Raw genomic sequence first — 12,722 nt, 5'->3', positions numbered from 1 at the left:
AACTCCTCTTTTATAGAACTTTTATATCTAGAATATAATAAAATTATTTATTATGACTAGTGTAGCATTTTTATCAAAGGAGGCGAATAAAATGGCAAAGTACACAATCGTTGATATGGATACATGTATTGCTTGTGGTGCTTGTGGCGCTGCTGCACCAGATATTTACGATTATGATGACGAAGGTATTGCTTTCGTAATCCTTGACGATAATCAAGGTACTGCAGAAGTACCAGAAGAATTATATGAAGATATGGAAGATGCTCTTGAAGGCTGTCCAACTGATTCAATTAAAATTGAAGAAGAGCCTTTTGATGGAGATGCCTTAAAATTTGAATAAATCTGTAAATAAAATTGTATTACCATAATTATAATATAAAACCTCCGATGATTCCTACTTAGAAGTCATCGGAGGTTTTAATTTTATTTCAATACTTTTTTTAAACGGCGATATAGCAAGATAAAAATGATCGATATGACACATCCTTTAATAATATTAAAAGGAATAATACCAGATAAAATGATTACTTTTAAATTAGTAAACACATCACCAAGATTAAATATCATACCATATAAAGGTAGTAAGACAAAATAATTTAAAATACTTAAAACGATACTCATTGCAATAGTACCGGCAACTAATCCTATAATTAGTGAACGACGAGATGAATATTGTTTACGATGACTAACAAAATAAGCTGTTAGTAAAAAACTAGCTCCAGCTAAAAAATTTGCCACAGGCCCAACAGGATCGCCAATATTAAATAAGAAATTTAATATATTTTTAATTAATGCTACAAGAAGACCAGATAAAGGACCAAAAATAAAAGTAGCTAATAAAGTCGGTACATCACTAAAATCTAATGTTAAGTATGGAGGCAAAAATGGTAACGGAAATTTCAAAAATGTTAATATGAATGCAATTGCACTCAACATACTTATGGTAATTAAACGTTTATTTTGTTGCATATTCAGTTTTCTCCTTCCATTCATCTTACTAAGAATTGGAGGATACTTTTACACAACAAAAAACCTCCACCTTCTCCCATCCAGACTATACTGTCGGCTTCAGATTTACACTGAATCAGCCACTTCTATTGAAGCGGGTCGCAGGCTCAAATTACTGCCGGTTGGGAATTACACCCTACCCCGAAGATGAATTATTGAATTTATCATTTAAAATTTATATTACACGAATAAATCTTTCATTGCAATATGTCTGTTTATTTATAAAAATGAGAGATATGTTTCATCAGTTTCATCGACTGATTTTAAATTAATATGACATGAAATATTATATTTAAAAAACTATAGATATAAAAATGCTCTTCAAAGTTTTATCTTTAACTTTGAAGAACATAATCTCAAAAAATTTGGATATTTAATCCTATTTTGTTGAAAGTTAATTATTTAGAATCTATAGAAGGTTTAGGTAATTTAATAATAAAGGTTGTGCCTTTATTCACTGTACTTTCTACAGAAATAATTCCGCCATGCTCTTGAATAATCATCTTACTAATAAATAATCCTAAACCAGTTCCTTGTTTACCCCTAGTTCTAGAAGCTTCTACTTTATAAAAACGATCAAATACATGATCAAGATGTTCAGGAGCAATACCGCTACCTGTGTCGTTTATATTTAAAATTTGATACTGACTATCTTTATTAGCAGTAATCGTAATTGAATCTCCAGGGTGTGTATAGCGTGTTGCATTATCAATTAAGTTTGTGAGTACTTGATCAATTCGATCAGCATCGTAATTCCATAAATCATCTTCATTAATATTTGGTAACAAGTCTATGTTTAGTTCTAAATCTTGTGCTTGTTGACGGTATTTAAGTTGTATTTTGCGTAATAATGGCATTATGGGCTGTATTTCTTTATTAATGGTTAATCCTTCCGCATCCATTCTTGCAACATTTAAAAGCTCGTTGACAAGGCGATTAAGTCGTTTTGTTTCATCTAATACAATTGATAGTGATTCTTTGATTTCGTTAGGTTCTGTTACAATGCCATCAACTATCGATTCAGTATAACCTTGTAATAACGAAATCGGTGTACGGAGTTCATGGGATACGTTTGCGATAAAATCTTTTTTCATTTGATCAAGATTATGTTCATTTGTCATATCTCTTATGATGATTACAATTCCACTACGACCATCTTGTTGAATACGATCAATATAACTCATTATAAATACATAATACTTAGAGTTTATTGCATATTCATTAAACTCTGTGCCTTTTGAATGAAACGTGGCATTAATTTGATTTTTAATTTCTGAATAAATAGATTTATCAATTGTCGGTAGTATTTGGTCTGCCATTTTGTTAGATAAAATAATTTCACTTTTATCATTTAAACCCACTACACCTTCAATCATAGAATTAAATAAACGATCACGAATATTTTTTTGAGTAGATAAAGCTTCAATGTGCTCTTGAATTTTATAACTCATATTATTAAAAGTATAAGAAAGTTCACCAATTTCATCTTTTGTATTTACTGTTGTTTTTTGAGAGTAATCTCCATTTGATACATTGATTGCCTGTGTACTTAATTTTCTAAGTGGTTTAGTGATACGATTAGATAAAAAGAACGCAAAAATCGTTGAAACAATAAAAAATACAATAGCAGTAATTAAAATAATAATGGTAATTGCATTATTAGTATCTTCAATTGTTTTTAAATCTTGATATATAAATACTCCGCTAAACTTAGCATGCTTACGATCTTGAGATTGCATCGGATATCCTAAAAGAATATAAGAATGGGATGTCCCTTTTTCACTTATTGTGACATTTTGTGTGGCAGATTTCCCTGTATTAAATACTTTATTAAAGTTGTCGTTGTTTTGAATTTCTTTTAACATTCTTTTTTTAATCAAATTATATGATTTTTCTGCTGACATATTTTTATTAGACATAATAATAACGCCACCTGTGCCATCAATCAATTCCTGACTATGTTGTATGGCAAGTGACTTGTTATCAGCTTTTTCAACAAGGTGACTAATTCTTGAAGCATCTTCTCTTATAGCATTTTCTGTTTGTTGGGTGTAATAATATTGAATAAATGTAATTAATGCTGCACTTAATAAAATTAAAACTGTCGTTACTATAAATATTATAGTTAACCACAGTTTTATAACAACACTATTTAGACGATTCATCATTTGTATTGACCTCAAATTTGTAACCGACACCCCAAACGGTTTGAATCATATGTGCTGCTTCTTCAGAAACTCGATTTAATTTTTCTCTTAATCGTTTAACATGTGTGTCTACAGTTCTTAAATCACCATAAAATTCATAATGCCAAACTTCTTTTAATAGTTGTTCACGATCAAATACTTTATTAGGTGTTTTTGCTAAGTATATTAATAACTCATATTCTTTTGGAGTTAAATTCACTTGTTGTTGATCCGCTAATACACGATGCGCATCATTATCGATAATAAGATGATTAAACTCAATGACATCTCTTGCATGTGGTTCGCTTTGTTCTGGTTTAGATGTTTGAGTTCTACGTAGTAATGCTTTCACTCTTAATACGACTTCTCGGGGAGAGAAAGGCTTCACTATATAATCATCTGCACCTGATTCGAACCCTTCCACACGATTAGTTTCTTCGCCCTTAGCTGTAAGCATAATAATAGGCGTATCTTTATGCTCACGTAATTTTGACGACATTTCAATACCATCCATTTCAGGCAACATTAAATCTAAAAGAATGCACGCATAGTCATTTTCCATAGCAAGTTCATATGCTTCTTTACCATCACTTGCTTCATGGATAGTAAACGATTCTCTTTCTAAGTAAAGTTTTAATAATCTTCTGATTCTATCTTCATCGTCTACAATTAATATTTCATTCGTCATTACAATATACCTCCTACACATGCTCTATACCGTTTTAATTATAGCATATTCACTATATTAAAGCTTTCTATTCAATTGACTTTGTGAAAAAAATATCAAAATATCTTTTTTAATGTAGAACCTATGATTTATTATTACAGTGAATAAATAAAAAAAGAATACACATTGTAATTGAGAATATACTTTGTATTGTTAAGTTATTTCGAATTAATTACCATTTTCAGCCATATGTCTTAATATTTTCACCTCATGAGGTGTTAATACTCTACCTTCACCTGCATTTAATCCTTTTAAATTAAGATTTCCAAATTCGATTCGTATTAATTTATCGACGGTGTGATTAAAATGTTCGAACATACGTCGAACTTGTCTATTTCTACCTTCGCTAATAGTTATTTCAACCAGTGTCGTATTTTTTTCTTTATTTTGATTTTTTATTTTAACTTGAGCAGGTTGTGTAAAACCATCCTCTAATTCAATTCCTTGTTCTAATGCTTTAACTTCTTCTCTCATTAAATACCCTTTTAATTTTGCAACATATTTTTTTTGAATATGATATCTGGGATGAGTCATCAGATTAGTAAATTCACCATCATTTGTAAGTAATAATAACCCTGAAGTATCATAGTCTAATCGTCCAACTGGATAAATTCTTGCTTCTAAATCTTTAAAATAATCTGTTACAACCGTTCTACCTCTATCATCTGAAACACTAGTAATAACTTGCGTTGGTTTATAGAACAGAATATAAATTTTATCTTCTTGCTCAATTTTAATTCCTTCAACTTCAACAGTGTCTGAAGATTTAACTTTCGTTCCAAGTTCTGTAACTACTTGACCATTTACTTTCACTTTACCTTCAGTGATTAAAGTTTCTGCCTTTCTTCGAGAGGTATATCCACTGTTAGCAATTCGTTTTTGAAGTCTTTCTAAATCTTTATTCATTTTATTTCTCCTTTTGATTTGTAAGTGTACTAAAGAAATTCTCAATCTCTTCGTTATCTTCTTCAGTAGATGGTAATTCTTCTATTGATTTCATTCCAAAAACATTTAAAAATAAATCAGTAGTCATGAGTAAATGACTCCGCGAATTCTCCATGTCTTTTGCTTCAATAAGTCCTCTAGCAATTAATGTTCTCACTGCACCATCAGAATTGATACCTCTTGTTATTTCGATATCACTTCTAGTTAATGGTTGATTATAAGCAATAATTGATAGTGTCTCCATAGCAGCTTGAGATAATTTCATGTTTGCTTTTTGCTTCACTAGTACTTCGATAAAAGGTGCACACTCTTTTTTGGAGGTTAACATATAAATGGAACCATATCTTTGTATTTCAAGACCTTTTGAATGATACGTCGAAATTAATTGATCAAGTTCATCTAAATCCATTTTTAAAATATCTGCAAGCTGACGTGCTTCCAGTCCTTCATCGCCTACAGTAAATAATAAGGACTCTATAATTCCAAGGTTATCCAATCGCATAGTTCACTCCTCTAATGATATTGATGTCTTCAAAGTTATTTGACTGTTCTATATTAATAAGACCTGCTTTAGCCATTTCTAATATTGCTAAGAAATGTGTAACGACTTTACTCACAGGTTCATTAAAGTTAAATAAACTAAAGAAGTTAAATGCTGTTTGTTTCTCTAAATGTTTAGCAACCACTTCAGTAGCTTGTTGAATTGTAAAAGTATCTTTTGAAATTTCAACTACTTTTGGCGTATTTAATGCTACTCTATTTTTTACTCTTTGGTATGCAACAATCAGTTGAGTCAAATCAATCGTTTGATTTTTGTCCCAATGCGTTTCTTTTTCCAAGTGAGATAAATCAGCTGGTGATTTAGTATAATATAATTCTCGTTCTTTTTTTAATTCTGTTAATAGTAAAGAATATTCTTTATAATTTTGATATTCGATTAAACGACCTACAAGGTCCTCACGAGGATCTTCTTCTAAGTCATTTTCAGTTTCTTGTTGTGGCAATAATAATCTACTTTTTATCATTAATAATTCTGAAGCCATCACTAAATATTCACTTGCAATATTAATTTCAACTTCTTTCATTGCATGAACATATTGCATATATTGTTCAGTTAAAGCTTTCATTGGTATATCATAAATATCTATTTCATATTTATGAATTAAATGAAGAAGTAAATCTAATGGGCCATTAAAAGCATCTAATTTAACTTCGTACATAAATTAACTTCCTTGTATTATAAAATCTAAATTGTGCATAATTCACCTAAATATTATAGCATGAATATATATTAGAATTAAATTAAGGGGGAGTATTCATGAATAAAGCATTAAGTCAATTCTACTATCAATTTCATACACACCAACATTATTTTTTATGTCATGATATTTTAGAAGAATTATGGAAGTCTAACCCTAATTTTTCTAAGAAAGATGCTATAGTGAGTTTAATACTATTTTCAACTGCCATGTATCACTATAGACGATGTAATAAGTTAGGTGCATTAAAAAGCTTTAAAAAAGCGTTATATACATTTAAGCATGCAAAGGATAAGGATACACTAGGTTTAAAGGTCAATGAATTTACTTTATTGATTCAAAATCAAATAGAAAAAGTGAAACATGATCAGACATTTCAACCAATACAGTTGCCAATTACATCTTCAATAGAAAGGGAACTTATCAATTTATATCCTAATTATGAATATAAGAAACAAATTAACAATGATGACATGATTGTTCATTGTCATCGTCTAAGAGATAGAAGCGATATCATTGCAGCTAGAAAAAAAGCACTTAAAAATAAAAGAAAGAAAAGTTAAATAATTCACTTTTCTTTCTTTTATTTTAAGCTCTAGGATGAAATTGATTATACATTTGTCTTATTTGGGATTTAGACACATGTGTATAAAGTTGTGTCGTTGAAATATCTGAATGACCAAGCATTTCTTGAACTGCTCTTAGATCTGCCCCATTTTCTAAAAGATGTGTAGCAAATGAATGTCTCAACGTATGAGGGGTTAAAGTTTTATTAATATTGGCCTTCAAACCATATTGTTTAATCATTTTCCATATTCCTTGTCTAGTTAAAGGTCTACCGTGCATATTTAAAAATAATACATTCGTAATAGTCTTTTTCAAAAGTTGAGGACGTACCTTTTCTAAATACGTATCTAGAAATTCAATCACAGTGTCTCCTAATGGTATAATTCGTTCTTTATTACCTTTACCAAATACTCTAACAAATCCCATAATAAGATTGATATCCTCAATATTAATTTGTATCAGTTCCGAAACACGCATGCCAGTCGCATATAATAATTCTAATATTGTACGATCACGATACCCATTTTTCTTATTTAAGTCTGGTGTTTCTAAAAGTTGAAGTACTTCCTCAACTTCTAAAACATCGGGTAACTTCTTCTCATATTTCGGAGTTTCAATTAAGACTGTTGGATCTTTAGCGGCATATTTTTCTCTAAGTGCAAATTGATGAAAATTGCGAATTGTAGAGATAAAACGCGCCATTGATTTAGCTGAAGCACCTTGGTCTATTAAATATCCTAAGCATTCTTGTATGACTTGGCGATCAATAAAATCGATATGAGCAATTTTATGTTCTTTCATGTACTCTTCATATTTAGCTAAATCGCGTCGATATGCGCCGATAGTATTGTCACTCAATCCCTTTTCAATTTGAATAAATTTTAAGAATTCTTCAATAATCGTATTCATATTACACCTCTGTTTATATAAAAAAGGTATGAAATAGAATTCAAAGTTGATTCTTAATTTCACACCTTCTATCGATTAATTATTACATATCACTTTTTTTTATCTTGAAAAGCTCTTCTAGGCATTTGCATATAAAGTTGATACAACACTTTATTAGGTTTAACTTATTATTTACCTTTAGCTTGACATTCTGAACATATACCGTGAAATGTTAAGCGATGATCCAAAATTTTAAATTGATATTCTGATTCAACACGTTCTTCCACTTTTGGTAATAAATCTTCATGAATTTCCTCTACCTTACCACATTCCATACAAACTAAGTGATGATGAAAATGTTTAGCACCTTCTTTTCTCAAATCAAATCGTGCTACGCCATCACCAAAATTAATTTTATCTACTACTTTTAATTCAGCAAGTAGTTCTAAAGTTCGATAAACAGTAGCTAAACCTATTTCAGGTGCTTTATCTTTTACCTTTAAATATACGTCTTCAGCACTTAGATGATCTTTTTCATTTTCAATTAACACACGAACTGTTGCTTCGCGTTGAGGCGTTAATTTGTAAGAAGATTGCTGTAATTGTTGTTTTACTCTATTTAGACGTTCTTCCACGGGAGCATCACTCCTCAATTAATTATAATCATTTTAAATTAAATTATTTCAATTAATAAATTACCAATAAATTTAGTAAAAATCAAGTAGTTATCACGTCTTATTTAGAATGATTATAATTTAATAATACATATTGTAAAGCAATCATTGTTTTCGCATCTTCAATTTCATGATTTTCTAAAAGTGCATGGATATCATCTAAGTGTATTTTATGCAATTCTACAAATTCGTCATCATCCAGATTCAATTCTCCTTCACTTAAATTATCAGTAAAATAAATGGTTAGTTTCTCATTTGAAAATCCTGGAGAACCATACATATGAGTGATGAATGTTAGATGATTAGCTTTGTAGCCAGTTTCTTCTTCTAATTCGCGTTTAGCTGCTTCTTCTCTTTCTTCATCTTCTTCTAGTTTACCTGCTGGAATTTCTAACAAGGGTTTTTCAATAGGTTTACGATATTGTTTAACCAATAATACTTCTTTTTCTGGAGTAATAGCGCAAATTGCCACAGCACCATTATGCTTGATAATTTCTCTCTTGGAAGTTTTCCCGTCTGGTAACTCCACATCGTGTAGTTCTAGATCGATAATTTTACCATTATAAATGACTGTTCTATCAAAAGTTTTTTCATTAAAGTCCATTATATCCACGTCCCTTTTCATTAAGTTAATAAATTGATAAGATAAATGCGTTAACTAAAGTGTATCGGAAGGAGATTGTTCATGCAAAAAAATATATTAAAAAGTGGCATTGAAATTTCGGAACTAGGTTTAGGGTGTATGAGTTTAGGCACAGAATACCATCACGCAGAGGAAATCATTGAGTGTGCAATTGAAAATGGTATCACATATTTTGATACCGCAGATATTTATGATAGAGGTGTCAATGAAGACATTGTTGGAAAGTCTTTAAAGAAATATCAAAATAGAGATGATATTGTTATAGGAACAAAAGTAGGAAATAGACCGCTTAATGATGGTAGTACTACTTGGGATCCTTCAAAAAAATATATTAAAGAAAGTATTAAAAGTTCTTTAAAACGTTTAGGTTTAGAACAGTTAGATCTTTATCAACTTCACGGTGGTACAATTGATGATCCCCTAGATGAGACGATTAGTGCATTCGATGAACTGAAAAAAGAAGGTGTAATCAAAGCTTATGGAATTTCTTCTATTAGACCTAACGTGATTGAGTATTATTTAAAACATAGTCAAATAGAAACGATTATGTCTCAATTTAATCTTATTGATAATCGTCCAGAACGTCTTTTGAATCACATTCATTCTCATGGTGTAAAAGTTTTAGCACGTGGTCCCGTGTTTAAAGGGTTACTTACTTCAAATAGTGTTAATGTACTTGATCAGAAATTCTCAGATGGTATTTTTGACTATAATTATCATGAATTAGGAGAAACGATTGCTTCTGTTAAGGAAGTTGAAAGTAATTTAAGTGCTTTATCATTCGAATATTTAAAATCCCATGATGCATTAGGATCTATTATTGTTGGTGCAAGTTCTGTTTCACAATTAAAAGATAATATTACTAATTTTAATAAAACAGTAAGTTTGGATCAAATTAAATCTGCACGTCACCGCGTGAAAGATTTAGAATATACTCAGCATCTTGAGTAATTAATTAATAAATTCTTATAAACAATCGTTGATGTAAAGTACAAGTGATGAAGTATCTATGATGAATGCTTCATCATTTTTTTAGGTTAAATTATATTTTATTTTTAAACAATGAAGTAAAATATTTTTCAATTTTTCTAGGAGCTAATTGGTAAAGTTTTAATAGTGGATTCATCCATAGCGGCTTGTTAATTTCTACTTTACGAGTGATGATACCTTTAACGATATCTTCTGCGAGTATTTTAGGATCTATCATTAGTGATGCATATTTATTAGCGTACTTCAATGATGGATCTGCTTTTTTGTGAAATGGTGTATTAATGGGACCTGGATTAACAGTCATAACATGAAAGCCTTGCTCCTCAATTCTTAGAGCATTTAATACGCCATTTAAAGCAGCTTTAGATGAGCCATAAAATGCAGCGTTCGCTTGCGTTACAAATGCTGCCTGACTTGAAATAGCCACTATAGAAGCATTCATTGTTAAATATGGTTTAACAGTTTTAAATAATGTAATAAAACCAAGCACATTCACATCATAAGTCTCCAAGGTTTCTTCTAACGAATGAGATTGTATTGATTTAAAAAAGCCTAAACCTGCACTATAAATAATTCCGTCAATCGGATAACAAAGGGATTTAGAAATAGTATCTATTTGTGAAGTATCTTGTAAATTACATTTAATCATTGAAACACGATGTTTGTACGGATTAAAATTAATATTTTCGAATTTCTCCGTACTACGAACAATGAGGGTAATATATGCACCTTTTTTTAATAATTTTTTCGTTATTTCTAAACCTAAGCCACTAGTTCCTCCAGTTACGATGAAATGTTTACCTACAATCACTGATGAGTCTCTCCTATCTAACAAGTATAGTTAATTTTTGATAATAATTATAATGAATATGTTACTATAGTTTTATCAATTAAGGGTAAGGATGGTGCTATTTTATGAAGTTAGTATTTTATGGCGCTGGTAACATGGCACAAGCCATTTTTAAAGGAATTATTGATTCTAAAATATTAAATCATAACGATATTTATTTAACAAATAAATCAAATGAGAATACTTTAAAATTATTTGCGAAAGAATTAGGAGTAAAATACAGTTACGATGATGCATTTTTATTAAAAGATGCAGATTATGTTTTTTTAGGTACTAAACCTCATGATTTTGAAACGGTCGCATCACGTATTAAATCACATATACAATCAGACCATCGTTTTATATCTATTATGGCTGGTTTATCCATAAATTATATCCGAGAAAAGTTAGAAACGAATAATCCTGTTGCTAGAATTATGCCTAATACAAATGCACAGGTAGGTCATTCAGTGACAGGTATTAGTTTTTCTGGTAATTTCGATCCTCATTCTAAAGATGAAGTAACAGAATTAATTAGTGCTTTTGGCTCAGTTATTGAAGTTGACGAAGAATATTTACATCAAGTGACGGCTATTACAGGAAGCGGACCAGCTTTTTTATATCACGTATTTGAACAATATGTTAAAGCAGGAACATCATTAGGTCTTGAAAAGAAACAAGTTGAAGAATCCATTAAGAATCTCATTATTGGAACAAGTAAGATGATTGAACGATCGGATTTAAGTATGGAACAACTTAGAAAAAATATTACCTCTAAAGGTGGTACAACACAAGCTGGATTAAATGAACTTGATCGACATGATATTGAGAGTATTTTTAAAGCCTGTCTAGACGCGGCAGTTCATAGAAGTATTGCCCTTTCTAAAAGTGAAGATGAGTAATAAAAAAAGCTATAACGAAAATTAAGTCATACATATCGTTATAGCTTTTTATGAGTTTTTACGTATCATTATAAAACGCTAATATTATTTAAAATTTGAATGTATCGAAGTCTTTAACAAACTCAAAGTTTGGTGTATCTTTCATTTCTTTTAATGCACGGTTTATCTCTTCTATATCTTCTAAATTATATCGATTACTTAGGTGGGTAATAAAACTTTTCTTCACATTAGACTGATGAATTAACCTAAATACATCATCAATGTGACTATGATGATAGTTATTTGCTAAAATTTTGTCACCTTCAATATATGTTGCTTCATGAATCATAATATCCGCATTTTCTGCAAGTATATATTCGTTGTCACACGGTTTCGTATCTCCAAAAATAGTAACAATAGGTCCTGGTTTGGCTGGACCTTTAAAGTCTTTAGAAAGATAAATTTGATTATTATATTCAAAAGTATCAAACATTTTTACTTCTTGATATTTAGGACCCGGTTCTAGTCCAATTGCCTTTAATGCAGTTACATCAATTGTACCTGGTGTTGTAGGAGCCTCAATTCGATAACCATATGAAGGTATACCATGATTTAATAACCTTGATGAAACTGTAAAGCCATGATGATGATATGTAAAATTATTATCAATTTCAATATATGTAATAGGATAGTTTAAATGAGATTCAGATAATTTCAAAGCAGTTTCAATAAATTGTTGTAAACCTGTTGGCCCTATTAACGTCAATGGCTTATCTTCTCCACCTTGGAATGAACGACTTGTTAATAATCCAGGTAATCCAAAAATGTGGTCGCCATGCATATGCGTAATAAAAATATGATCAACTTTGCCTAATTTTATTGAGTGATGCAAAATTTGATGTTGAGTCCCCTCTCCTACATCGAATAACCATACTGAATTTGAATAAGGTTCTAAATTTAAAGCAATCGCTTGAGTATTACGATCTTTAGTAGGTAAACCCGCACTCGTTCCAAAAAATGTAACTTCCATGCATTTGCCTCCTCTTTCTTCAATAATATATTTTATCATACGTCTATAAGTTTGTTATCATATGAAATAAAATAAATGAATTTATCAGAATTTAG

At 30.2% G+C, this 12,722-nt stretch carries 15 protein-coding genes and 1 riboswitch; of the genes, 4 read left to right on the top strand and 11 right to left on the bottom strand.

The window, feature by feature from the left end:
* The first annotated feature begins 91 nt into the window (after positions 1-91).
* On the top strand, positions 92-340 hold the full coding sequence (locus NST64_RS06415) for a ferredoxin (RefSeq protein ID WP_002449743.1): 249 nt from the start codon (positions 92-94) through the stop codon (positions 338-340).
* A gap of 83 nt (positions 341-423) precedes the next feature.
* On the opposite strand, the gene NST64_RS06410 is transcribed toward NST64_RS06415, so the two are convergent.
* The 6 genes from NST64_RS06410 to NST64_RS06385 all read right to left on the bottom strand — a co-directional run bounded on the left by NST64_RS06410 (position 424) and on the right by NST64_RS06385 (position 6,086).
* Entirely contained in the window at positions 424-969 is a 546-nt protein-coding gene (locus tag NST64_RS06410) for an ECF transporter S component (RefSeq protein WP_049418391.1), read from the bottom strand.
* A 64-nt stretch (positions 970-1,033) separates the two neighbouring features.
* A riboswitch (FMN riboswitch) is annotated at positions 1,034-1,161 on the bottom strand.
* A gap of 245 nt (positions 1,162-1,406) precedes the next feature.
* Positions 1,407-3,173 (bottom strand): ATP-binding protein, encoded by a 1,767-nt coding sequence (locus NST64_RS06405; protein ID WP_002455316.1) that lies wholly within the window; start codon positions 3,171-3,173, stop codon positions 1,407-1,409.
* Entirely contained in the window at positions 3,157-3,882 is a 726-nt protein-coding gene (locus NST64_RS06400) for a response regulator (protein WP_002449874.1), read from the bottom strand. Before NST64_RS06400 ends, NST64_RS06405 begins: the two co-directional genes overlap by 17 nt.
* 207 nt (positions 3,883-4,089) lie before the next feature.
* Positions 4,090-4,827 (bottom strand): pseudouridine synthase, encoded by a 738-nt coding sequence (locus tag NST64_RS06395; RefSeq protein WP_017176278.1) that lies wholly within the window; start codon positions 4,825-4,827, stop codon positions 4,090-4,092.
* A gap of 1 nt (position 4,828) precedes the next feature.
* Positions 4,829-5,362 (bottom strand): SMC-Scp complex subunit ScpB, encoded by a 534-nt coding sequence (gene scpB / locus NST64_RS06390; RefSeq protein ID WP_002449749.1) that lies wholly within the window; start codon positions 5,360-5,362, stop codon positions 4,829-4,831.
* Entirely contained in the window at positions 5,355-6,086 is a 732-nt protein-coding gene (locus NST64_RS06385) for a segregation and condensation protein A (RefSeq protein ID WP_002449902.1), read from the bottom strand. The genes scpB and NST64_RS06385 overlap by 8 nt, the downstream gene beginning before the upstream one ends.
* Positions 6,087-6,184: 98 nt before the next feature.
* Here NST64_RS06385 and NST64_RS06380 point away from each other — a divergent pair, with 98 nt between their 5' ends.
* Positions 6,185-6,688, top strand: a complete 504-nt coding sequence (locus NST64_RS06380; protein ID WP_002449814.1) for a DUF309 domain-containing protein — start codon at positions 6,185-6,187, stop codon at positions 6,686-6,688.
* Positions 6,689-6,713: 25 nt separating this feature from the next.
* Here NST64_RS06380 and xerD read toward each other — a convergent pair whose 3' ends face one another.
* The 3 genes from xerD to NST64_RS06365 all read right to left on the bottom strand — a co-directional run bounded on the left by xerD (position 6,714) and on the right by NST64_RS06365 (position 8,858).
* Positions 6,714-7,601 carry a site-specific tyrosine recombinase XerD gene (gene xerD / locus NST64_RS06375; RefSeq protein WP_002449900.1) on the bottom strand — a complete coding sequence of 296 codons (888 nt, stop codon included), beginning with the start codon at positions 7,599-7,601 and terminating at the stop codon, positions 6,714-6,716.
* A 167-nt stretch (positions 7,602-7,768) separates the two neighbouring features.
* Entirely contained in the window at positions 7,769-8,215 is a 447-nt protein-coding gene (fur, locus tag NST64_RS06370) for a ferric iron uptake transcriptional regulator (RefSeq protein WP_002449777.1), read from the bottom strand.
* A 100-nt stretch (positions 8,216-8,315) separates the two neighbouring features.
* On the bottom strand, positions 8,316-8,858 hold the full coding sequence (locus tag NST64_RS06365) for an NUDIX domain-containing protein (RefSeq protein WP_002449742.1): 543 nt from the start codon (positions 8,856-8,858) through the stop codon (positions 8,316-8,318).
* 81 nt (positions 8,859-8,939) lie between these two features.
* Here NST64_RS06365 and NST64_RS06360 point away from each other — a divergent pair, with 81 nt between their 5' ends.
* A complete protein-coding gene (locus NST64_RS06360; protein WP_107632305.1) occupies positions 8,940-9,848 on the top strand; it encodes an aldo/keto reductase in 909 nt (302 codons plus the stop codon).
* A 91-nt stretch (positions 9,849-9,939) separates the two neighbouring features.
* Here NST64_RS06360 and NST64_RS06355 read toward each other — a convergent pair whose 3' ends face one another.
* Positions 9,940-10,698, bottom strand: a complete 759-nt coding sequence (locus tag NST64_RS06355; RefSeq protein ID WP_002449837.1) for an SDR family NAD(P)-dependent oxidoreductase — start codon at positions 10,696-10,698, stop codon at positions 9,940-9,942.
* Between the two features lie 104 nt (positions 10,699-10,802).
* On the opposite strand from NST64_RS06355, the gene proC reads away from it, so the two are divergent.
* Positions 10,803-11,618, top strand: a complete 816-nt coding sequence (proC, locus tag NST64_RS06350; RefSeq protein ID WP_002449763.1) for a pyrroline-5-carboxylate reductase — start codon at positions 10,803-10,805, stop codon at positions 11,616-11,618.
* 88 nt (positions 11,619-11,706) lie between these two features.
* On the opposite strand, the gene rnz is transcribed toward proC, so the two are convergent.
* Positions 11,707-12,627: a ribonuclease Z gene (gene rnz, locus NST64_RS06345; protein WP_002449876.1), complete on the bottom strand. Its 921-nt coding sequence runs from the start codon at positions 12,625-12,627 to the stop codon at positions 11,707-11,709.
* Between the last annotated feature and the right edge of the window lie 95 nt (positions 12,628-12,722).

The sequence above is a fragment of the Staphylococcus sp. FSL W8-1268 genome, assembly GCF_038003965.1.
Taxonomy (GTDB): domain Bacteria; phylum Bacillota; class Bacilli; order Staphylococcales; family Staphylococcaceae; genus Staphylococcus; species Staphylococcus hominis.
The sequence above is the reverse complement of the archived record's forward strand: the minus strand, read 5'-3'. Positions and strand labels throughout refer to the sequence as shown.

What these genes read in the sequence shown, in the direction of transcription:
- NST64_RS06415 (WP_002449743.1), top strand. Translation starts at nt 92, where the DNA reads ATGGCAAAGTACACAATCGTTGATATGGATACATGTATTGCTTGTGGT.
- NST64_RS06360 (WP_107632305.1), top strand. Translation starts at nt 8,940, where the DNA reads ATGCAAAAAAATATATTAAAAAGTGGCATTGAAATTTCGGAACTAGGT.
- rnz (WP_002449876.1), bottom strand. Translation starts at nt 12,627, where the DNA reads ATGGAAGTTACATTTTTTGGAACGAGTGCGGGTTTACCTACTAAAGAT.
- NST64_RS06410 (WP_049418391.1), bottom strand. Translation starts at nt 969, where the DNA reads ATGCAACAAAATAAACGTTTAATTACCATAAGTATGTTGAGTGCAATT.
- proC (WP_002449763.1), top strand. Translation starts at nt 10,803, where the DNA reads ATGAAGTTAGTATTTTATGGCGCTGGTAACATGGCACAAGCCATTTTT.
- NST64_RS06395 (WP_017176278.1), bottom strand. Translation starts at nt 4,827, where the DNA reads ATGAATAAAGATTTAGAAAGACTTCAAAAACGAATTGCTAACAGTGGA.
- NST64_RS06380 (WP_002449814.1), top strand. Translation starts at nt 6,185, where the DNA reads ATGAATAAAGCATTAAGTCAATTCTACTATCAATTTCATACACACCAA.
- NST64_RS06385 (WP_002449902.1), bottom strand. Translation starts at nt 6,086, where the DNA reads ATGTACGAAGTTAAATTAGATGCTTTTAATGGCCCATTAGATTTACTT.
- NST64_RS06365 (WP_002449742.1), bottom strand. Translation starts at nt 8,858, where the DNA reads ATGGACTTTAATGAAAAAACTTTTGATAGAACAGTCATTTATAATGGT.
- NST64_RS06400 (WP_002449874.1), bottom strand. Translation starts at nt 3,882, where the DNA reads ATGACGAATGAAATATTAATTGTAGACGATGAAGATAGAATCAGAAGA.
- NST64_RS06405 (WP_002455316.1), bottom strand. Translation starts at nt 3,173, where the DNA reads ATGAATCGTCTAAATAGTGTTGTTATAAAACTGTGGTTAACTATAATA.
- xerD (WP_002449900.1), bottom strand. Translation starts at nt 7,601, where the DNA reads ATGAATACGATTATTGAAGAATTCTTAAAATTTATTCAAATTGAAAAG.